Annotated in this window: 19 protein-coding genes and 1 pseudogene; 7 read left to right on the forward strand and 13 right to left on the reverse strand. The window is 64.4% G+C overall.

What is annotated here, in order from left to right; genetic code table 11:
- Positions 1-196: 196 nt before the first annotated feature.
- Complete coding sequence (gene uvrA / locus BUE39_RS20105; RefSeq protein WP_374710295.1) at positions 197-6,109, reverse strand: excinuclease ABC subunit UvrA; 5,913 nt, start codon at positions 6,107-6,109, stop codon at positions 197-199.
- A 354-nt stretch (positions 6,110-6,463) separates the two neighbouring features.
- On the opposite strand from uvrA, the gene BUE39_RS20110 reads away from it, so the two are divergent.
- Together BUE39_RS20110 and BUE39_RS20115 are read left to right on the forward strand one after the other, a co-directional pair.
- The gene (locus BUE39_RS20110; protein WP_073430488.1) at positions 6,464-6,727 is read left to right on the forward strand and encodes a PepSY domain-containing protein; all 264 of its coding nucleotides are present in this window, start codon (positions 6,464-6,466) and stop codon (positions 6,725-6,727) included.
- Positions 6,728-6,746: 19 nt separating this feature from the next.
- Positions 6,747-7,268 (forward strand): annotated as a pseudogene (locus BUE39_RS20115) (cytochrome b/b6 domain-containing protein); the annotation flags it as partial.
- On the opposite strand, the gene cuyB reads toward BUE39_RS20115, so the two are convergent.
- From cuyB to BUE39_RS20130, 3 genes are all read right to left on the reverse strand, one after another.
- A complete protein-coding gene (gene cuyB, locus BUE39_RS20120; RefSeq protein ID WP_084561450.1) occupies positions 7,155-8,717 on the reverse strand; it encodes a cysteate racemase in 1,563 nt (520 codons plus the stop codon). The pseudogene BUE39_RS20115 and the gene cuyB sit on opposite strands and share 114 nt — an antisense overlap.
- A gap of 165 nt (positions 8,718-8,882) precedes the next feature.
- Complete coding sequence (locus BUE39_RS20125) at positions 8,883-9,200, reverse strand: single-stranded DNA-binding protein (protein WP_073430490.1); 318 nt, start codon at positions 9,198-9,200, stop codon at positions 8,883-8,885.
- Between the two features lie 123 nt (positions 9,201-9,323).
- The gene (locus BUE39_RS20130; protein ID WP_073430491.1) at positions 9,324-10,247 is read right to left on the reverse strand and encodes a LysR family transcriptional regulator; all 924 of its coding nucleotides are present in this window, start codon (positions 10,245-10,247) and stop codon (positions 9,324-9,326) included.
- Between the two features lie 233 nt (positions 10,248-10,480).
- Here BUE39_RS20130 and BUE39_RS20135 point away from each other — a divergent pair, with 233 nt between their 5' ends.
- Positions 10,481-10,930 (forward strand): VOC family protein, encoded by a 450-nt coding sequence (locus BUE39_RS20135; RefSeq protein WP_073430492.1) that lies wholly within the window; start codon positions 10,481-10,483, stop codon positions 10,928-10,930.
- 9 nt (positions 10,931-10,939) lie between these two features.
- Here the strand turns inward: BUE39_RS20135 and BUE39_RS20140 are convergent, their stop codons facing one another.
- Positions 10,940-11,839 carry a LysR family transcriptional regulator gene (locus BUE39_RS20140; RefSeq protein ID WP_073430493.1) on the reverse strand — a complete coding sequence of 300 codons (900 nt, stop codon included), beginning with the start codon at positions 11,837-11,839 and terminating at the stop codon, positions 10,940-10,942.
- 139 nt (positions 11,840-11,978) lie between these two features.
- Between BUE39_RS20140 and BUE39_RS20145 the strand changes: the two genes are divergently transcribed.
- Positions 11,979-12,722 (forward strand): SDR family oxidoreductase, encoded by a 744-nt coding sequence (locus BUE39_RS20145; RefSeq protein ID WP_073430494.1) that lies wholly within the window; start codon positions 11,979-11,981, stop codon positions 12,720-12,722.
- A gap of 113 nt (positions 12,723-12,835) precedes the next feature.
- On the opposite strand, the gene BUE39_RS20150 is transcribed toward BUE39_RS20145, so the two are convergent.
- Both BUE39_RS20150 and BUE39_RS20155 read right to left on the reverse strand, forming a co-directional pair.
- The gene (locus BUE39_RS20150; protein WP_073430495.1) at positions 12,836-13,861 is read right to left on the reverse strand and encodes an aldo/keto reductase; all 1,026 of its coding nucleotides are present in this window, start codon (positions 13,859-13,861) and stop codon (positions 12,836-12,838) included.
- A 185-nt stretch (positions 13,862-14,046) separates the two neighbouring features.
- Positions 14,047-14,637 (reverse strand): DUF4142 domain-containing protein, encoded by a 591-nt coding sequence (locus BUE39_RS20155; protein ID WP_073430496.1) that lies wholly within the window; start codon positions 14,635-14,637, stop codon positions 14,047-14,049.
- Between the two features lie 443 nt (positions 14,638-15,080).
- Here BUE39_RS20155 and BUE39_RS20160 point away from each other — a divergent pair, with 443 nt between their 5' ends.
- Positions 15,081-16,061, forward strand: a complete 981-nt coding sequence (locus BUE39_RS20160; RefSeq protein WP_073430497.1) for a chemotaxis protein CheV — start codon at positions 15,081-15,083, stop codon at positions 16,059-16,061.
- Between the two features lie 63 nt (positions 16,062-16,124).
- Here BUE39_RS20160 and BUE39_RS20165 read toward each other — a convergent pair whose 3' ends face one another.
- The 5 genes from BUE39_RS20165 to BUE39_RS20185 form a co-directional block, all read right to left on the reverse strand.
- Positions 16,125-16,550, reverse strand: a complete 426-nt coding sequence (locus tag BUE39_RS20165; protein WP_073430498.1) for a response regulator — start codon at positions 16,548-16,550, stop codon at positions 16,125-16,127.
- Between the two features lie 20 nt (positions 16,551-16,570).
- Entirely contained in the window at positions 16,571-17,203 is a 633-nt protein-coding gene (locus BUE39_RS20170) for a response regulator (protein WP_073430499.1), read from the reverse strand.
- Between the two features lie 142 nt (positions 17,204-17,345).
- Positions 17,346-17,918 (reverse strand): ferritin-like domain-containing protein, encoded by a 573-nt coding sequence (locus BUE39_RS20175; protein ID WP_073430500.1) that lies wholly within the window; start codon positions 17,916-17,918, stop codon positions 17,346-17,348.
- 108 nt (positions 17,919-18,026) lie between these two features.
- Entirely contained in the window at positions 18,027-18,188 is a 162-nt protein-coding gene (locus BUE39_RS20180; protein WP_073430501.1) for a DUF1328 domain-containing protein, read from the reverse strand.
- Positions 18,189-18,277: 89 nt separating this feature from the next.
- A complete protein-coding gene (locus BUE39_RS20185) occupies positions 18,278-18,454 on the reverse strand; it encodes a DUF1328 domain-containing protein (protein WP_073430502.1) in 177 nt (58 codons plus the stop codon).
- Between the two features lie 192 nt (positions 18,455-18,646).
- On the opposite strand from BUE39_RS20185, the gene BUE39_RS20190 reads away from it, so the two are divergent.
- Positions 18,647-20,080 (forward strand): sensor histidine kinase, encoded by a 1,434-nt coding sequence (locus BUE39_RS20190; RefSeq protein ID WP_084561448.1) that lies wholly within the window; start codon positions 18,647-18,649, stop codon positions 20,078-20,080.
- Between the two features lie 199 nt (positions 20,081-20,279).
- A complete protein-coding gene (locus BUE39_RS20195; protein ID WP_073430504.1) occupies positions 20,280-20,414 on the forward strand; it encodes an entericidin A/B family lipoprotein in 135 nt (44 codons plus the stop codon).
- Between the two features lie 269 nt (positions 20,415-20,683).
- Here BUE39_RS20195 and BUE39_RS20200 read toward each other — a convergent pair whose 3' ends face one another.
- Positions 20,684-21,478, reverse strand: coding sequence for a DUF4397 domain-containing protein (locus tag BUE39_RS20200; protein ID WP_073430505.1), 795 nt, complete (start codon positions 21,476-21,478; stop codon positions 20,684-20,686).
- Positions 21,479-21,551 lie beyond the last annotated feature (73 nt).

Raw genomic sequence — 21,551 nt, forward strand, 5'->3', positions numbered from 1 at the left:
ACGTTGAAATTGCACAATGCGATAAACCTTGTGGCGAGAGCCGCGTAAGTGCAGAAAGGCTGCTTCTGTCGGACTGTATTTCAGCAGCCTGCTAAACATTAATGTCGCGATAAAAATGCGCACGGCCCACATCGCTTCTCGCGATGCAGGCCGTGCGTGGATTCATGCATGAATGCCCGCGAGAAGACGGCTCGCGCTACCCGTTGGTGCCCTCGCCTGCTTCAACCGGCGCGACGACGCGTGCCGCTTCCGTGCGTTCGAGCACCGGCTTCAGCGCGGCACCCGTGTGGCTCTCGCGCACACGCACGAGTCCTTCAGGATCGGTTGCCGCAACGATGGCGCCGCCACCCACGCCGCCTTCAGGACCGAGATCGATGATCCAGTCGGCCTCGGCGATCACGTCGAGATCGTGCTCGATGACGACGACGCTATGGCCGCCATCCGCAAGACGATGCAGCACGCGGATCAGCTTGGCGACGTCGGCCATATGCAAGCCGACGGTGGGTTCGTCCAGCACGTACAGCGTATGCGGCGGTTTCTGCCCGCGCCGCGTGACGTCGTCGCGCACCTTGCTCAACTCGGTGACGAGTTTGATCCGCTGCGCCTCGCCGCCCGACAACGTAGGCGACGGCTGGCCGAGCGTGAGATAGCCGAGCCCGACGTCTTTCATCAATTGCAACGGATGCGCGATGTTCGAGATCGGCGCGAAGAATTCGACGGCCTCGTCGATTTCCATGGTCAGCACGTCGCCGATATTCTTGCCGCGCCAGGTGACCGCAAGCGTCTCGGGATTGAAGCGTTGCCCGTGGCACACATCGCAGGGCACCTTCACGTCCGGCAGAAAGCTCATGCCGATGGTGCGCACGCCCTGCCCCTCGCAAGCCGGGCAACGGCCTTCGCCGGTGTTGAACGAAAACCGCGAGGCCGTGTAGCCGCGCGCACGCGCTTCGAGCGTGCCCGCGAACAGCTTGCGGATCGCGTCCCACACGCCGATGTACGTGGCCGGACACGAACGCGGCGTCTTGCCGATCGGCGTTTGATCGACTTCGAGCACGCGGTCGATGCTTTCCCAACCGGTGATCGAATCGCAGCCCTGCCACGCATGCGTGACGTTCAGCGGAGCGCGCGGCGCCGTGCGAGCCAGCACGCTCGAACGCCGGTTCGCGGCCGGCTGTTGCTCGGCCGCCGCTCGCGCGCGCCGCGTGGCCGGCGACGACAGCACCGAGCGCCCGACCGCATCCAGCAGATTCGCCATCAACACGTCGCGCGCCAATGTCGATTTGCCCGAGCCGCTCACGCCGGTCACCGCGACGAGGCGCGACAGCGGAATGCCGACCGTGACGTTGCGCAAGTTATGCAGCCTCGCGCCATGCACCGTCAGCCAGTTTTCCGGCACCGCGGCCGCGCGCCTGGCCGGCGCGACCACAGCGCGGCGCGCCTGCAACGGATGCACGATGGGCCGCGCGAGAAACTGCCCGGTTAGCGAATCAGGCTGCGCCGACAGATCGGCCACGCTGCCCTGCGCGATTAACGTGCCGCCGCGCTTGCCCGCGCCCGGCCCGATATCGATGATGTGATCGGCACGCCGGATCGTGTCTTCGTCATGCTCGACGACCACCAGCGTATTGCCCTTTTCGCCCAGTTTGCGCAAGGCGCTCAGCAGAATCTGGTTGTCGCGTGGATGCAGACCGATGGTGGGTTCGTCCAGCACGTAGCACACGCCTTGCAGATTGCTGCCCAGTTGCGCGGCGAGCCGGATACGCTGCGCTTCGCCGCCCGACAGACTCGGCGCGGCACGATCGAGACTCAGATAGCCGAGCCCGACTTCTTCCAGAAATTGCAGACGGCTGCCGATTTCGCTCACCACGTCACGCGCGATTTCCGCGTCGCGCCCGCTCATCTCCAGCGAGTCGATCCACGCGCGCGTATCCGACACGGTCCATTGCGCGACGTCGACAATGGACTGCGCGTTGAACGTCACCGCGCGCGCGGTGGGGTTCAGACGCGTGCCGGCGCAATCCGCGCAGGGTTCGTCGACGAGACCTTCCGGTTCCTGCTCTTCCGACGGCAAGCTCTGCTCACGCCCGCGATTGTCGTCGACGACGATCGTATCGTCGTAGGCGGCGCGTTGTTCGCGCGTGAGCGCGAGACCCGTGCCGACGCAAGTGGTGCACCAGCCATGCTTGCTGTTGTACGAGAACATGCGCGGATCGAGTTCGGGATAGCTCGTGCCGCATGTCGGGCACGCGCGCTTGGTGGACAGCACCTTCACGTCGCCCACTTTCGCCGTGGGATGACCGCCGTTGATCGCGTCGTGCAAACCGTCGAGCGGCGCCAGCAGATGCATCACGCCCTTGCCGATTTCCAGCGTCTGGTCGAGCGCCTCGCGCAACCCGGTTTCATTGTCCGGCGACACGACGAGGTCGGCCACCGGCAGTTCGATCGTGTGTTCGCGGAAGCGGTCGAGCTTCGGCCACGGGTCCACGGGCACGAACTCGCCATCCACGCGCAGATGCGTGTTGCCGCGCGCTTTCGCCCACTTCGCGAGATCCGTATAGACGCCCTTGCGGTTCACGACGAGCGGCGCGAGAAAGCCGACGTGCTGCCCCTTGTGATCGCGCAGCAACTGCGCGGCAATCGATTCGACGCTTTGCGACGTGACCGGCGTGCCGTCGTGAATGCAATGCTGCAAGCCGAGCTTCACATACAGCAAACGCAGGAAGTGCCACACTTCCGAGGTGGTCGCCACCGTACTCTTGCGACCGCCGCGCGACAGGCGCTGCTCGATCGCGACCGTGGGCGGAATGCCGTACACCGCGTCGACTTCAGGCCGCCCGGCCGGCTGCACGATGGAACGCGCGTAGGCGTTCAGCGATTCGAGGTAACGGCGCTGCCCCTCGTGAAACAGGATGTCGAACGCCAGCGTGGACTTGCCCGAACCGGAGACGCCGGTAATCACGTTGAACTTGCCGTGCGGAATATCGACGTCCAGCGATTTCAGATTGTGTTCGCGCGCATTGACGATGCGCACCACGTCCTCGCCCTCGATCGCCCGGCGCGCCCGCGCCGCGCTCAGCGCCTTTTGCAGCGGAATGCCTTGCGACGCCGGTTCGGCCGCCGCGTTCATCGCACGGTCGTATTGCAGCAGCGCCTCGCCGGTATGCGATTCCGCGCATTGCTTGACGTCTTCCGGCGTGCCCGCGCACAGCACGCGACCGCCGCCGTCGCCGCCTTCCGGGCCGAGGTCGATCAGCCAGTCGGCCGCGCGGATCACGTCGAGGTTGTGTTCGATCACGATGAGCGAATGACCGCTCGCGAGCAGTTTGCCGAACGCCTGCATCAGCTTGGCGATGTCGTCGAAATGCAGGCCCGTGGTGGGCTCGTCGAACATGAAGAGGCGTTTCGCAACGGCCTGTTTCGCAGCGCGCGCGCTGCGCGCCTGGGCCGATTCGGCGAGGAAGCCCGCGAGCTTGAGCCGCTGCGCCTCGCCGCCGGACAGCGTGGGCACCGGCTGGCCGAGCTTCACGTATTCGAGGCCCACGTCGACAATCGGCTGCAACACGCGCAATACCTCCGCGTCGTTCGCGAAGTAGGCGGTGGCTTCGCTCACGGTCAATTCGAGCACGTCCGCGATGCTCAACGCGCGCGCCGGTTGGCCGCGCTCGATCTTCACCTCCAGCAGTTCCGCGCGGTAACGGCGACCGTCGCAATCGGGGCAGCGCAGGTACACGTCGCTCAGGAACTGCATTTCAATGTGCTCGAAACCGGAGCCGCCGCAGGTCGGGCAGCGCCCGTCGCCGGAGTTGAAGCTGAACATGCCGGGACCGTAGCCGCGTTGTTGGGCGAGCGGCGCCCTGGCGAACAGCTTGCGGATTTCGTCGAATGCGCCGACGTAGCTGGCCGGGTTCGAGCGCGCGGTCTTGCCGATCGGCGACTGGTCGACGAACACCACGTCCGTGACCTGATCGGCGCCGCTCAGGCTTTTGAATGCGCCGGGCGATTCGGTGGCGATGCCGAAATGCCGCGCCATGGCCGGATATAAAACGTCTTGCAGCAAGGTGGATTTGCCGGAGCCCGACACGCCCGTCACGCAGACGAGCCGCTGCAACGGAATCTCGACCGTGACGTCGCGCAGATTGTGCTCGGTCGCGCCTTCCAGCACGATGCGCGGCGTGTCGTCATTCACCGGACGCTGTGACCAGTGCGCCGCATCCGCCACATGGCGGCGGCCGCCGAGGTACTCGCCGGTCAGCGTGCCGGACGAGCGGATCGCCTCGGGCGCGCCGTCGTAAATGATCGAGCCGCCGCGCTCGCCCGGCCCCGGACCCATGTCGATCAGACGGTCCGCCGCGAGCATTACCGAGGGATCGTGCTCGACCACCACCAGCGTATTGCCCGCATCGCGCAAGCGGTGCATGGCTTCGACGATGCGGTTCAGATCGCGCGGATGCAGGCCGATGCTCGGCTCGTCGAGCACGAACAGCGTCTTGGTGAGCGAGGTGCCGAGCGCCGTGGTCAGGTTGATGCGCTGCACCTCGCCGCCCGAGAGCGTGCGGCTTTGCCGGTCGAGCGTGAGATAACCGAGGCCGACGTCGCACAGATATTTGAGGCGCGTGCGCACCTCGGCGAGCAGCAGTTTGAGCGCGTCGTCGAGCAACGCGCTCGACAAGCTGATTTCGTCGAAGAAACGCCGGATGCGTTCGATCGGCATCAGCATCAGATCGTGCACGGTGAGGCCCGGCAAGGCCTCGAGTTGCGCGCGCGACCAGTCGACGCCGCGCGGCATGAAGCGCTGCGCGGCCGGAAGCACCTGGTCCGCGTTCGCCTTGCTGCCGAGGCGCCACAGCAGCGATTCGGTTTTCAGGCGCGCGCCGCCGCAGGTTTCGCACGGCGTATAGCTGCGGTACTTGGACAGCAGCACGCGGATATGCATCTTGTACGCCTTCGATTCCAGATACTCGAAGAAGCGCTTGACGCCGTACCAGTGGCTTTGCCACTTGCCGTTCCACTCCGGCGAACCGTTGATGACCCAGTCGCGCTCGGCATCCGTCAGTTCGCCCCACGGCGTGCCGCGGCGGATATCGGCTTTGGCCGCATAGCGCATCAGATCGTCCTGGCATTCCTTCCAGGCCGGCGTTTGCATCGGCTTGATCGCGCCTTCGCGCAGCGTCTTGCGCGCGTCGGGAATCACGAGGCCCAGGTCGACGCCGATCACGCGGCCAAAGCCGCGGCAAGCTTCGCACGCGCCGTATGCCGAGTTGAACGAGAACAGCGCCGGCTGCGGGTCGGCATAACGCAGGTCGCTTTCGGGGCTGTGCAAACCGGTGGAGAAACGCCAGATTTCCGGCTCGGCCGGGGTCGTTTCAGGCGCATTGGGCGCATCGGGCGTGGCGGGCGTGGCGGGCAGCACGTAAATGTTGACGCGCCCGACGCCGCGCTTGAGCGACGCCTCGATTGCCTCGACCACCCGTTGCTTATCCACCGCGCGCAGCCGGAAGCGGTCGGCCACCACGTCGAGCAGCTTGCGCTTGCCGGTGGGCGAATCGACTTCGCGTTGCGCCTGCACGCGCGTATAGCCGCTGGCCGAGAGCCACTGCTCCACTTCCTGCTCGGACGCCGACTCCGGCAACTCGACCGGGAACGTGACCACCAGCCGAGGATCATGCTGCGCGGTGCGCTCCAGCAACTCGGCGTAAATCGTTTCCGGCGTGTCGTGACGCACCTGGCGCGCCGTCTTGCGATCGAACAGTTCGGCCGCGCGCGCATAGAGCAGCTTCAGGTGGTCGTTGAGTTCCGTCATGGTGCCGACGGTGGAGCGCGAACTGCGCACCGGGTTGGTCTGGTCGATCGCGATGGCGGGCGGCACGCCGTCGACCCGGTCGACTTGCGGCCGGTCCATGCGGTCGAGAAATTGGCGCGCGTAGGCGCTGAAGGTCTCGACATAGCGCCGCTGCCCTTCCGCATACAGCGTATCGAACACGAGGCTCGACTTGCCGGAACCGGACGGGCCGGTGACGACCGTCATTTCGCCGGTTCTTACGTCGAGATCGACGTTCTTGAGGTTGTGCTGGCGTGCGCCGCGGATCTTGATAGTGCCGTTGGATGACAATTTTTTCGACCGTCTGAATGAGTGGGCCACCTCTCACGGACGCCTCGCGACCGCGCAAGTTCGATGCAGCCGGGCCGGCGGGAACACACGCCGAAGGCCTGGTTACGACGGGATACTATACTGTATATTCATACAGTTTTCCACGACGCCGCACGTTCGCAAAGTCGCTTCCCATAGGGTGCGACTTTCGCTCGCACCTGCTTTCAAAACCCTTTCCGGCGCGGCGGGCGCCGTTATACTGGCGGTCGCCGTGAACGGTCCCCGCGATTGCCGTTCATGCTTTTGCCGCCCGGCAAGCTCAGGAATCGATTTCCCGGGCGTCATCGGTCATTTTCAATCAGGAGACGGATATTCATGTTCAAGCTTATGGTGTTGCTGGCGGCCGTAGCCGCGTCGAATGCGGCTTTCGCGAAGGCCGACTGCACGGCGCATCCGAAGAGCGAATGGATCAAGGAATCGGACGCGCGCGCTCAACTGGAAGCGCAGGGCTACAAGATCAAGAAGTTCCAGGTCGACGGCAACTGCTACGAGATCTACGGCCACAATAAGGACGGCAAGAAGGTCGAGATCTATTACGACACCAAGACGCTGGCCGTCGTGAAATCGGAAATCGAGTAAGCGGCAGCGCTTGCGAACCATGCACTCATCGCACGGCGCGCGAGTCGCGACCTGGGACATCTGGGTTCGTCTCACGCATTGGACGGTAGCGGGCATCGTCCTGTGGAATCTGTTCGGCCCGACCGATCAGATACATCGGGTGCTGGGGTACTGTGCGGCCGGGCTCGTCGCATCACGTCTCGTCTGGGGCGTGATCGGCACACGGCCCGCACGGTTCTCGAGCTGGTGGCCCACACGTGCACAACTCGTCGCTTATCTGCGTTCGCTGGCCGCGGGACAGGCGCTACACCACGCGTCGCACAATCCGCTTGGCGCTTTGATGGCAGCCGCGCTGTGGTTCTTGATTGCCGCGCTCGCGCTGAGCGGGTTCGTCATGCGTCTCGATGCATTCTGGGGAGAAGAATGGCCCCAAACCGTCCACTATTGGTTATCGGTGGCATTGCAGGGTTGCGTTGTCGTTCACATCGTCGCGGCTGTCGCAATGAGCGTGTGGACTCGTGAGAACCTCATCGCCGCCATGATCACCGGCCGCAAGCGGCGCCGCGCTTAGCCTGGACCCGCTCGCCGCCAGCGCATCAGCCACGCAGCGTCGCGCGAGCACTTCGGTCGGATCGACGAGCCGCACCATCCGTCCACCCGGGCCCGCCAGCGTCGAGCCGCGCAGCAGCAGCGGCAATTCGGTACACCCCAGCACGATCACCTGCACGCCTCGGGCGACCAGATCATCGACCGCCGCGTCGACGTCGTCGCGACATTCGCCCGTGAGATGGCCCGCCTTCGCACCGTTCGCGCCATAAATCGCGTTCATCAGCCGCGCCTGGGCGGCCGCGGCCGGCGCGATCTGCACGAAGCCGCGCGCCTCGAGCGCTTTCTCGTAGACGCGGCTCGCGAGCGTGCCCGAGGTCGCCAGCACGCCGACTTCGCGCAAGCCGGGAAACGATTCGCGCAGATAATCCGCGGTACAGGTCAGCATATTGACGATCGGAACGCCGAGCGAAGGCTGAATCCGTTCGACGAACGCATGCGCCGTATTGCACGGAATCGCGATCAGATCCGCGCCGCCCTCTTCGAGCGTTTTGCATGCGGCGTAGAGCGCGAGCGTCGGATCGTCGCCGCCGCCGAGCAGCGCCTCGGTACGGTCGGGAATCTGCGGGTCGTGCTCGACCATGACCTTGATGTGATCCTGGTCGCATGCGGCGGGCGTGTTGCGCACCAGCTTCCCCATGAAGTCGACGGTGGCGGCCGGCCCCACGCCGCCCAGCACGCCCAGCTTGAAGCGCCGCCTGGGCGGCGAGTATTGCCCCGCCGTGACGTAGCGCGCATACACCAGGTTCGCATCGACGAGCGGTATGTCCAGCGTGCCGAGCGCGCGCGCGACCAGGGCGATTTCGGCGAGCCCCGGCAAAATGATTTCCGCGCCTTGCGCGACGAGATCCGCGCATGCCGCGCGCAGCAACTCCACGGGCCGGCCATGAAAATGTCCGCTTTTGACGCCGTTCTCGCCGTACACCGCATTCGTCACGCAATCGACGCCCGCTTCGTTGCGCGGATGCAGCACCTCGTAGCGCCCGGCGTCGAAATAGCGTTCGAAGAGACCGTTATCGCGAATCGCGTCCGACGTCAGCACGCCGATGCGGCGCACCAACGGATAAGCTTGCCGCACATGCGCCGACAGCGCGCTCATGAGGTTGACGATGGGCACGGCCACGTTCGCGGAGAGCTCGTCGATAAAGACATGGCTGAGAAAGCACGGCAGGACGATCGCATCGACGCCGCGCTTTTCGAACGCGCGCATCGTGTCGAATACGTGAATCTTGAACTGCGCGTTCGCCGTGCTCTGCGAAGCCGGTCCCGGCCAGGACCGCTGTTCGAGAACGAGATCGATGGGCCCCGCGCCGCGGCGGCAGATGGCGGCCATTCTGCTCAGGACGTCGGCGCTGGCAAGCTGCGCCGCCCCGGTGACGACGCCCAGCGAACGATAGCGATTCATGATGACTTCCCCCGACATTGTTCCGATCCTCTTCGTCCGCCTCGATGCCGGGCGGCTTTTTCGCGCTTGAGGATGACATTATGTCGAGGGAGTATGACGTGGGGTTAACCACGAAAATAACAATTTCTTCGCGTTCAGCGCGGCATGGAGGCCGCGAGGATCACTTCAATCGTCAGCTTCGCGACGGCCCTCGTAAGCCGTCAGCATCTTGTGCGCGACCATGTCCACGGCCGGTTTCACCAGGCCGTTCTTGTCGGTCCACACCTTGGGCGTCAAAGTCCCGCTGAGCGCGACGCTGTCCGCATCGCCCAACGCGAGCAGCGCCGTTTGCACGTCGTCGTCGAACGCGATCACGTTGACGAAAATCGTGTCGCCGTCATGGGTGGCGGCCCGCACCTTGCAGGTGACAAACCGCCTGCCGTTCTGCCCCGTGCGAATCTGCGCCTCGCCATACAGCCGCCCGCCCACCAGTCCCTCGATCATCGCCCTACTCCTGTTGTCGCGTACCGTGCAAAAACCCATGCAAAAAGCAGGATTGCCCAGCACGATTCGCATGATCCCACGAGAGACCGCGCGGCCCGCATGAAACAACGCATCGTTCGCGCGTCAGCCGGCGATCGTGAGATCGACGCCACGCACGAGGCGCTTCGCAAGGCGCGGTTGCCGCAACTGTTCGAGCCACCATTGCAACGCGCGGCCTTCATGATCGCCGCGCCACGCGACGTACAACACGTTCGGCTCGCGCGGATCGGCGGTCGCCTTCTCCACCAGCTCGCCCTTCTTCAGCAACGAAGCCACCCGCTGACGCGGCAGCCATCCGACGCCCAACCCGTCCCGCTGCGCCAGAATCTTGGCGCGCATGCTCGGCACGGCGAGCGATGCCTGTCCGCCGATCATGCCGTATGCGCGCCCCGCCGTCGCGCGCGACGAATCGGCGACCACCACCGCGCGATGCTCCAGTATCCGTTCGCGTGCGAGCGGTCCCGCGACGCTCGCGAGCGGATGCCGCGGCGCGACCGCGAACACCCACTCCATCACGCCGAGCTCGAACCAGCGCAAGCCGGGGATCGCCGGCGGTTCATTGGTCGCGCCGACGATCAGATCGGCGCGGCCGTCGCGCAACGCTTCCCACGTGCCGCTCAATACTTCGTGCGTGAAGCGCAGCTTGACACCCGAGCCGAGCGCGTCGAAGGCGCGCACCACGGGCATCAGCAATTCGAATTCGAGAATCTCGTCCGTGACCACCCAGAGGCGGTCTTCCCAGCCGCTCGCGATCTGACGCACGCGCTGCGTCATGCGCGCCATGTCGAGCATCAAGCGGGCGGCTTCGTCGGCGAGCAGTTGGCCTGCCGGCGTAAGTTGCAGGCGGTAGCGGCGGCGGTCGAACAGCAGCGCGTCGAAACGCGTTTCCAGTTGCCGCGCGGCGTGCGAGATCGTGGACGGCGCCTTGCCGAGGCGCGCCGCCGCGCGCGACAGACTGCCGGTCTCGCGAATCGCGTCGAGCAAAGCCAGTTCGTCTTCCGACAACATGTTCCATTCCTTCGAACGGTTTCGACGGGAAAATAGTACGGCAAAGGGGCGACGCGAGTCCACCATGGCGATCAGCCCCTGACGTCTCGCCAAAATGCCATGACGACGGGATTTCGAAAAATCCGCATGAGTGCTGCGTGCGCAACCCGAAGCGGCATGACTGCGAGCGCGCCGCATGATCGCGCGCACCTCGATACTTCGGCCATCATGGCCAGCGTGAAGGAGTCAATCTCGTGTCGACACATACCGTGACCACCCCGCCCGTCAGCGGACTGCGCATCAACAACGTGGCGCTCGCCACCGGCGATCTGAACAACGCGATCGCGTGGTATGAAAAAGTATTCGGCTTCGTCGTGACCGAACGCGGGCATTTCGATGCGGTCGGCGCGGACTACGCGATGATCGAGGCGGCGGGGGTGCGCATCGAACTGGTGTCGCGTCCGCATGCCGATCTGCAACGGGTCGATCGCACGCCGCCGCCGAATCATCTGGACGTGCTGGGCTACAAGGCCGTGGTGTTCGAAACCGACGACCTGGCCGCGGCCACCGCCACGCTGACGCAACACGGCGTCGAGTTTCTGTGGGCGAATCAGCCGCTCAACGAAGCGCGCAGTTCGACCATGCTGCGCGATCCCGAAGGCAACCTGATCAACGTCTTCGGACCACGGCGCGCGCCCGGTTGACGCGTCCGTTCACAGTGAAGCCCGCGTCGCCGCGCCAGCCGCCTCGAAGATGTCGCGCAACACCCTCACGCGCGACGACAACTGGCGGTTCTGCGGATACAGCACCGAAACCGGCATCGACGGCGGCGGAAAGTCCGCGAGAATGATCTTCAGCCGCCCGGCGGCCAGTTCCCCCTCCACGCGATACCGCGGCACCTGGACGATGCCGAGCCCCGCCACCGCGGAACCGGTATAGAGATCGGCGCCCGTCACCGATACCGCCGACGGCAGGACCATCGCTGTCTGCCGGCCGTCGATGCTGAATTCGAGCGGCACCGGCTTGCCGGTCGCGCTCGATACGTAATTGACCGCCCTATGCGCAGCGAGCGCCGACGGATCGGCCGGCTCGCCATACGCATCCAGATACGCGGGACTCGCCACCGTCACTTGCGGCAGTTGCGCGACGCGCCGCCCGACCATCGACGAATCCTGCAAATGGCCCGCCCGCAGCACACAATCGATGCCCTCCCGCACGAGGTCGACCAGGCGATCGTCCTCGCCGATCGTCAGTTCGATGCCCGGAAAGCGCGCGAGAAACGCCGGCAGCGCCGGCACCACGAAGTTCCGCGCCAGCGTGCCTTGCAGGTTCACCCGCAACAACCCTTTCGGCGCGGCGTTCGAAAACGAGCCCTCCGCTTCCTCCATATCGGCGATCAGCCGCACGCAGCGGCGGTAGTACGCCTCGCCGTCGTGCGTGAGCCGCACCGTGCGCGTGGTGCGTTCGAGCAGCCGCGCGCCGAGCCGCTGCTCCATGCGCTTCATCAGATTGGTGACGGTGGCGCGCGGAATTTGCAGATCGTCCGAAGCGCGCGTGAAGCTTTGCCGCTCGGCGATCCGCACGAACACCCGCATTTCCTCGAAACGATCCATGTTCGACGGCCTTGGCGCGGGCTAACCCGCCTACTGTTAAAGCAAATGGAATGATGATGCGCAGTCTAGCCCGATTATCTCAGCGACGAAAGCGTCCATGATTTGTTTCACTTACTCATTTCGATCGAGGAAACGAATCATGAACATGCTCAAAAACGCACAAATTGCCATCGTGACCGGCGCATCCCGCGGTATCGGCGCGGCGGTCGCACGACGTCTCGCCAAGGACGGCTTCGCGGTCGCCGTCAACTACGCATCGAGTTCGAACGAAGCCGACGCGCTCGTCGCCGAACTCACGGCGGCGGGAACCAGGGCGATCGCGATCCAGGCCGACGTGTCGAATGCGGACGACGTGCGCCGGATGTTCGAGGTCACCGAACAACAACTCGGCAAGATCGACGTGCTGGTCAACAACGCGGGCGTGCTCAAGCCCATGCCGCTCGCCGACACCAGCGACGCGCTGTACGACCATAACTTCGACATCAACGTGCGCGGCACCTTCAATACCTTGCGCGAAGCCGCTGCGCGGATGAACGACGGCGGACGCGTCGTCAACTTCTCGAGCACCACGCTCGGGCTGAACATGCCGGGCTATGCGATCTACAACGCAACCAAGGCCGCCGTCGAAGCCTTCACGCATGTATTCGCCAAGGAATTGCGCGGCCGCAAGATCACCGTGAACGCGGTGGCGCCTGGCCCGGTCGCCACGGCGCTGTTCCTCGACGGCAAGACCGACGAACAGATCCAGACCTTCGCCAACATGCCGCCGCTGCAACGCCTCGGCCAGCCGGACGATATCGCCTCGGTCGTGTCGTTCCTCACCGGTCCCGACGCGGGCTGGGTCAATGGACAGGTCTTGCGTGCGAACGGCGGCGTGGCCTGAGAACCGGTTGCCGGCGTTCGCGCATCCCGATGCAGTCCGCCGTCATGACAGCGGACTGTGCGCCGCTCCGGCCGAACTCGCGAAAGGAGACGCGGAGCCGGAGCGCGCGCCGCTTACACCACCTTCGGATTACGCTCCGCGAATCCTTCCTGATGCCAGTACGGATAAGCGGGACGCACGGCGCTGGCCGCGTCGAGCTTCGCCATCTGTTCGGGCGTCAGATTCCAGCCCACCGCGCCGAGGTTCTGCCGCAACTGTTCCTCGTTACGCGCGCCGATCAGCACCGTCGACACCGTAGGCCGCTGCAACAACCAGTTCAGCGCGATCTGCGGCACCGTCTTGCCGGTTTCGGCGGCGACTTCGTCGACCGCATCGAGCACGCGGAACAGATACTCGTCCGGCACCGGCGGTCCCATGTCGGCGGTTTTATGCAAGCGGCTCGTATCCGGCAGCGGCTGGCCGCGTTTGATCTTGCCGGTCAGACGCCCCCAGCCGAGCGGACTCCACACCACCGCGCCCACGCCCTGATCGATGCCGAGCGGCATCAACTCCCATTCGTAATCGCGGCCCACCAGCGAGTAATACGCCTGATTCGCGACATAGCGCGGATAACCGTAGCGGTCCGCGATGTCCTGCGATTTCATCAGATGCCAGCCGGAAAAATTCGACACGCCGGTATAGCGGATCTTGCCGGCGCGCACGAGATCGTCGAGCGTGGACATCACTTCGGCGATCGGCGTTTTCGCATCGAAGCCGTGCAACTGGAACAGATCGATGTAATCGGTTTGCAAGCGTTTGAGCGCCGAATCCACCGCCTGAATCAGGTGAAAGCGCGACGAGCCGACGCTGTTCGGCGCGTCGTCGAAACGAAAGGTCGCCTTGGTCGAAATGAGCGCCTTGTCGCGCTTGCCCTTGAGCGCCTCACCGAGTACCGACTCGGAGGCGCCGTTCGAATAGATGTCCGCGGTGTCGAACAGGGTGACGCCCGCGTCGAAACAGATGTCGATCAAACGCCGCGCTTCGGCGACGTCGGTGGCGCCCCACGCCTCGAAAAATTCGCCCTTGCCGCCGAACGTGCCGGTGCCGAAACTCAGCACCGGCACCTTGAAGCCGGACGCACCCAGATGTCTGTATTCCATTGATGAACTCCTTGGCCTGGCCCGTCGATTAACGGGCATTCAGTCTACGCGCGCCGGCGCAATCGCGCCGGCAGGCTGACAAGGATTCTGGCGTTGAGGTGTTGCAAAGACGAGGCGTGACCGTGGATTTTTATCGCGGCTCGACGGTGCACATGCCGATGCCGCGTGGGGTGCCGCGTGTTGCTTTACTGCGCCGCGACGGACAGATGCTTCCGCTTGGCGAGTGCCTGAGCCAGCGCGTAGTGCTCCTGGATGATCGGCAACGACTTCTTCGCGACGGCCTTCAACTGCTCGTCGCGGCCCGCAGCGATTTCCGCCTGGAACGCCGACAACGCCTTCTGTTGGCCGACGAGCGCGACCTGCTCGATATAGGCCTTGTCGAATTCGGCGCCGCGCAGATTGTTGATGCTCGCGAGCACCGCCGTGTCGGGATCGTTCTTCGGCACGTCGACGCCACGCGGGCTGGCCGCGCGCAGCGCGTCCGAAATCTTCGCGTTGTCGGCCGCGATGCGTTCGGCGAATGCCTTGACGTCGCGGTCGGAGGAACGCGCGGTGGCGATGCGTGCCGCGTCGCGTTGGGTCGCGACGGCCTTGGTGCCGTCCGCGATGAAGGTCTGATCGGCGGCATGCAGACGGGTGGCGTCCGCCGCCGCTATGGCCGGGGCGGCGGTGGTCGGAGCGGGCGCCGGCGCGGTTTGAGCATTGGCCGCGGTGGCGACGACGAGCAGGCTGGCGACGCAGGCACTGGTGAGGGTTGCGAGAGGCAAGCGGATCATATTTTCTCCTTGGAGTGAAGCGAAACAACAGCGATGCGTGCGCGCCCCGGATGCCGTGGGCTGCGCTCAACAACAGCGATGCGTGCGCGCCCCGGATGCCGTGGGCTGCGCTCAACTTACGCAGGCGGCTTGCGAGCCGCTGGCGGCGCCACGCTTTTATCGCTGTGAATTCTAGGAGCCGCCCGGCGCACCATGTGAAACGACGCTGTCGCTTCTGTAACGGCAGGTAACGCTCAGATGAATGACCGCAAGCGGTCGCAGCGACGCTGCCGCTTTGGTCACCAATCAAAGGCATGCGTGTTAACCATGGGAATTCGAGTAAACAAGCACGAATCGCTGAACTTTCCGGACATCGCGCCGATAACAGGGATGTAAGGCGCGCGCCAGGGCCACACGCAACGTATGCATGGCGCACCACACGCACGCAATCCTGGAGAGATTCGATGGCAGTAGATCACCGCGCGAACGACGAACGCAGCAACCTGACCAGTTCCAACAAGTTCGAGTTGTTGCTGTACCGGCTGGGCTCGGTGCCCGGCAGCGACGCACACGAGCTTTACGGCATCAACGTGTTCAAGGTGCGTGAAATCTCGACCATGCCGCCGGTCACGCCGATCGCCGGTTCATCGCCGTTCGTGATGGGCGCGGTGGACATTCGCGGGCAGATCATTCCCGTGATCGACCTGCCGCGGCTGATGGGCTGCGAGCCCACGCGCGGGCTGAACATCCTGCTCGTGACCGAATTCGCGCGTTCGACGCAGGCGTTCGCGGTCGAGGAAGTGGACGACATCGTGCGGCTCGAATGGAATCAGGTGCTGTCCGCCGAGGGCGCGGCCGGCGGCAATCTCGTCACGAGCATCGCCCGCATCGACGGCAACACGGGCGACTCGCGGCTCGCTCAGGTGATCGACGTGGAGCAGGTGTTGCGCGACGTGTTTCCGTCGCAGCATCCGAGCGTGGACCCGGCGTCCGTCGGCGAAGCGCTGGGCATTCGGCGCGGCGCGAAAATTCTTGCCGCCGACGATTCCGGTTTCGCCCGCAAGCTGATCGAGCAGGCGTTGACGGCGATCGGCGCCGACTTCGTGATGGCCAAGACCGGTGAAGAGGCCTGGCACACGTTGCAGGAAGTCGCGCGCGAAGCCGAGGCCAACGGGACGCGGGTCAAGGATAGTATTGCCCTCGTGCTGACGGATCTTGAGATGCCGGAGATGGACGGGTTCATGCTGACCCGGCAGATCAAGGCCGATGAGCGCACCCGCGATATTCCGGTGATCATTCATTCGTCGCTGACCGGAGCCGCGAACGAGGCGCACGTGAGGAATGCGGGGGCCAACGGGTATGTGGCGAAGTTTGCCGCCGGGGAGTTGGCGGATGCGATTCGGAATGCCTTGAGCGGGGTGCCGGCGGCGGACGTTGCCGCTTGAGGTTGCTATTTGCCGTGCGGATGCGGCTGCTCGGCCGCGCGGTAGTCTCCCCTACCGCTACCGCTACCGCTGCCGCGCGGACGCATACTCATGCAGCGCATCGATCACCCGATCGAATTCGAACGACTTGTCATAGAAATGCCGCACCCCGTACTGCTCACATCGTTCCCGATAAGCCGGCAACGCATGATTGGTCAGCACCGCGGCAAACACGGAATCGATCAGCCCTTCGCGCTGCAAGTACGCCAGCACGGGTACGCCTGAACCCCGCTTCAACTGCAAGTCGACGATCACCGCATCGAACGCCTCGCCGTTCAGCAGCGCGATAGCCTCGTCGGCGGAATCGGCGTAGGCGGCCACGCGCAGCAAGCCGGACGCGTCGATCGCTTCCACCAGGCTCCTGCGGATCAGCGGCGAATCCTCGATCAGCAACACCCGCAACGGCGCGCGGCGGGCCGGGTCGTCAACGAGGTTCGATTCGCTGTTCATCGGAGTATCTCGATCGTCCATTATTCGATCAAGCCGTTCTTGATCGCGTAATACGTCAGATCGGCGTTGTTCGCCAACCGCATTTTCTCCAGCACGCGAGCGCGATACGTGCTCACCGTCTTGACCGACAAATGCAGTTCCTCCGCGATCTCGGTCGGAATCCGGCCTGCCGCGAGCTTGCAGAAGATCTGGAATTCGCGCTCGGATAACGCTTCGTGAGGCCTGCCCGCGGCCGGCTTGTCGAGGTTGTCGGCGAGCGTGTCGGCCACCGCCTCGGACAGATAGCGATGCCCGCGCGCCACCGCGCGAATCGCCCGCACGATTTCCTCGGGCTCGCAGTCCTTGTTCAGATAACCGTTCGCACCGGCGCGCAGCAGGTTGATCGCGTATTGACTCTCGGGATAACCCGACAGAATCAGCACGCCCTGCTCGGGACGAAGCTGCTTGATCACGCGCAAGGTGTCGATGCCGTTCTTGTCCGGCATCGCGATGTCGAGCAGCACCACGTCGAACGCCTGCTCGCGCACGAGACTGATGGTCTCGTCGCCGGTGGCGGCTTCCGCCGCGACGCACATGTCCGGCTCGTCCGCGACGAACTGCCTGAAACCGCCTCGGACGATCGCATGGTCGTCAGCTATCAGCACTCGAATCATCGTTTTGGTGTCCGTGCCAGGGAGAACGCTCCGAAGCAGACATTGTAATGATCTCCGGCATGCGTCGGCCGCCCTCGGGCGCTTTCGCACACCGGTTATGCGTTGGTTATGCGTTGGTTCTTCGTCGAGTATTCGTTATTCGCTACTCGCGGCCCTGAAGCAGGTCCGCCATGTCGTCGGCATGCTCTTCTTCAACGGCGAGGATTTCCTCGAAGAGACGCCGCGTGGTCACGTCCTTCTCGCCGAGATAGCGAACGATCTCGCGATACGTGTCGATCGCGATACGCTCGGCGACCAGATTCTCGCGGATCATATCCGTCAGATTCCCGCCTTCCTTGTATTCCGAATGCGCGCGCGTTCGCAAACCGTCCGGCGCGAAATCCGGCTCGCCGCCCAGTTGCACGATGCGCTCGGCGATGCGGTCGGCGTGTTCCTGCTCTTCTTTCGCATGCTGCGCGAATTCCGCGGCCACGGCCTCGGAGTTGATGCCCTTCGCCATGAAGTAATGCCGCTTGTAACGCAGCGTGCAGACGATCTCGGTCGCCAGTGCGTCGTTGAGCAGCTTGAGCACCGTCTCGCGGTCCGCGCCATAGCTTTGCGTGACCGGTCCGTCAGACATGTGCTTGCGCGCGTCCTCGCGGATCTTCCGGACGTCCATCACGAATGGATCGCGCGATTGGGATGCCGCGCCTTGGGCGCCAGGTGAGTTCGCCATTGAGTCTCTCCTTTATCCGGTACGGTGGGGATGACGCATCGGGCACCAATCGGGCATGAAGCGGGCACAAAGCGCACCCGATGCGTCCTTCGAGCAAGTGCATTTCGTCTACGTTCGGAATACGCCGAGCAGCAGCGTGACGACGAACACGACGAGGAAAATGTAGAACAGGATCTTCGCGATTTCGGCCGCGCCCGCCGCGATGCCCGTGAAGCCGAATACGGCGGCAATCAGCGCGATGACGAAAAAGACGATGGCATAGTGAAGCATGGCAACTCTCCTTCCTGTTGGTATTCGTATCGAACGAACCGCGCTTCAATTTCAAAAGACGCGGCGTGCAAAGCGTGCGTCGAGCGTCGCTAATCGATGATTTTTTTCGTCACCACGAAGCCCAGCACGAGGAACACCACACACAGAATCACGAACACCACGAACAGGACCTTCGCAATTGCCGCGGCGCCCGCCGCCACGCCGGTAAACCCGAGAAGGCCGGCGATCACCGCGACGACGGCGAAGAACAACGCCCATTTCAGCATGATGGCTTCCTCCTGCAAAACGGTTGAACGACCACGTTCATCCTATCGGTCGTCGACGGCGCGCGCATTCCGACGCGCTCCGGTTTTCGTGTGAGAATCCGCTGACATTCGATTACGGCAGCGTTACGCCGCCTGCCTTGAGCCGCGCGACGTTACACTGAAGCTCCGAGCCAGGAACCCGACGTGTCAGATATGCAGAACGTGTCGAACGGGCAGCACCCAGGCGCCGCGGCGCGGCTCAGCGCCTGGATGCGCAATCGCAGTTGGGCGATCGCGATGACGGTCGCGATCGTCATCACCGTGGGCGGCCTCGTGATTCTCGAGACGGCGCGCGAGCGCATCGCCGCCGAATACGAAACCGCGCTCGAGGCGCGCGACGTCACCGTGCAGTTGAGCATGCTCGCGAGCCAGGTGGCGCATCTGAGCGCGCAGCAAGACCGGTTTCTTCTGACGAAGCAGGACGCGGCCGCGCGGGATTTTTGCGCGACCGCCGCACGGATTCGCCAGAGCGGGCGGCAGTTGAGCGGCTTCTACCACGGCGGCAAGGCGGACAGCGCCGAGTCGGCGAGCTTCGCGCAGGTCGCGGCGCTGATCGAGGCGCGCATCGGGGCGGGCGCTGCCGCGATGCAACAGGTCGCGGCGCATGCCCTCGATCTCAGCGCTTGCGGCAGCACGAGCAAGGCCGGCGCCGTCGACGCCTCGCTGATCGACAGCACGCTCACGCTGCTGCGCGACAACGAGGAGCGCCGCGCGCAGCATGCGCTCGCCGCGAGCCGCGCCGATCAGCGCATCTCCACGCTGTGCGCGGCCGGCTTGTCGGCGCTGAACATCGTGCTGTTCATCCTGCTGTTTCGCAATCTCGGCATACAGATCGACCGTCAGGCGCGCGTGCAGCGTCAACTGATCACGCAGCAGGAAGAACTCGATCAGCTCGTCAATGAACGCACCCGTCAGCTCGAAGCGTTGGGCTGGCACTTGCAGGCGGTCAGCGAAAACGAAAAGACCCAGCTCGCGCGCGAGTTGCACGACGAACTCGGCGCGATTCTGACCGCGAGCAAGATGGACGTGGCGTGGGCCAACCGCAAGCTGAAGAACAGCGAGCCGGATGTCTCGGAGAAGCTGAAGCGCGCGCTCGCCAATCTCGACCAGGGCATCGCGCTCAAGCGCCGCATTATCGAAGACATGCGACCCACGGTGCTGGCGAACTTCGGGCTCGTCACCGCGCTGCGCACGCTCGCCGACGAAGCCGTGCAGCGCAACAACTGGATGCTCGATCTGCACCTGCCCGCCGACGATATCCAGCTCGACGAGCAGACGGAGATCGCGCTCTTCCGGGTCGCGCAGGAGTCGCTCACGAACGCCGCCAAGTACGCGCGCGCCTCGAAGGTGTCGATCGCGTTGCAGGTCGGCGACGGCGAAGTGGCGCTGCACATTGCCGACAACGGCGTCGGCATCACGCCCGCCGATCTGAAGCGCACGCACACTCACGGGCTGCTCGGCATGCGTCAGCGCGTCGCCGCGCATGGCGGACGCTTCGACATCCGGCGCGGCGTGCCGAACGGCACCGATATCCACGTGGTGATGCCCAACGCCAGCGCGGCGGCGCCGTCGAAAACCTCGGTGTAGCCACGCGCTGCGGGAGACGCGAGAACTTCTGTAGGAGTGCGCCGACGCAAACACCGGAGCACGCCTACAGCAAAATCGCAGCGCAACCGACAGCGCCGTCCCCGCTCATTTTTTAACATGCAATCAGACCGGGCCGACCGGCTCACGCCACCGTCGGACGACAACATCAACCGATGCATTCTCGACAAGGAGAACTTTCATGAATCGACTGATCGCTTTGCTTCTCATTGCAGGGACGGCCGCACTCGCCGGTTGCAACACCATTTCGGGAGCCGGCGAGGACATTTCGAAGGGCGGCAGCGCCATTACGAATTCGGCCGAAAAAGCCAAATAAGCAGCTTGCAATGGATCGAGCGCCAGGCGTCTAGCGGCGCCGGGTCATGCCGGATCTCCAGAGCCCGCCGCGGGAAACCGCGGCGGTTTTTTTATGGCAGCGCGCAGTACGCAGCACGCCGTTGCATTCGCTGGCGGCCTTGCAAACAAAACGGCGATCCACTCGCGTGGATCGCCGCCCCGTCCTCCCCTGGCGCTTGTCGCCTATCGCATGCGTTCGCCGCGTGTGTTAGTTCACATCGGCCGCGGCCATGCGCAGGTTTGGCGCGCTCATTGCCCCGTCAGCGTGTTCGTCAACTCGACGCTCGGCGTGCTCGTGTTGCCGTTCTGCGCCACCAGCAGATGGATCTGCCCCGGCACGAGCTGACTCAGCGTGCCGGCGATCGGCACCGAGGTCACCAGCCAGTCGGCATTGTTCGACAGCGTGAACGACGCCGACTGGAAGATCGGCGTCTTGCTGCCGGCCACGGTCGCGATCAGCACGTAGGTGCCGCCGGACACGTAGATCGAATCCTGGCCGGTCGGCGGCACCGCGTTCTTGAACGCCACGCCCGCCATCGTCGGCGACATGCCGGCGATGTTGGTGTTGGTGGACTGAACCAGATACAGGTCGAGGTTGGTCGCGTTCGCCGACGCGTTGAACGCGCGCAAACGCGCGCTATTGGACAGCAGGCCCTTGTCGAAAGGATCGTCGATCAGGCCGATATCCGGCGCGCTTGAGCCTGGCAAAGCCAGCACCGTGTATTCGTGACCCTTAGCGACATTGGGGAAGGTGCCGCTCGCGAGCGCGGTGGTCGTGCCCGTCGCCGCGTAGGCGACCGAGGTCGAACCCGTGTTGATGTTGGTGAAATTGGTCACGCCTTTATAGGCGACGTTGGTTTGTCCCGAGGGCGCCGTGCCGTTCACGATGAAGTCCAATGCCGGCCCGCTCGGAATCGCGTGGATGAAATGGATCTGCGGATTGGTCAGTCCGAGTTCCTTGCCGACGTCGTCGGAGCCGCCTCCGCATGCGCTCAGAACTGCTGCGACGGCAACCAGAGCCGTCATGGTTCGGATTAGTTTCATTTGTATTCACCTATATCGATGTTGGGCGCTGGACCCATTGATTTGCGGGCGTGCCACCTCGAATGTCACGCCG

The sequence above is a fragment of the Paraburkholderia terricola genome, assembly GCF_900142195.1.
Lineage (GTDB): Bacteria > Pseudomonadota > Gammaproteobacteria > Burkholderiales > Burkholderiaceae > Paraburkholderia > Paraburkholderia terricola.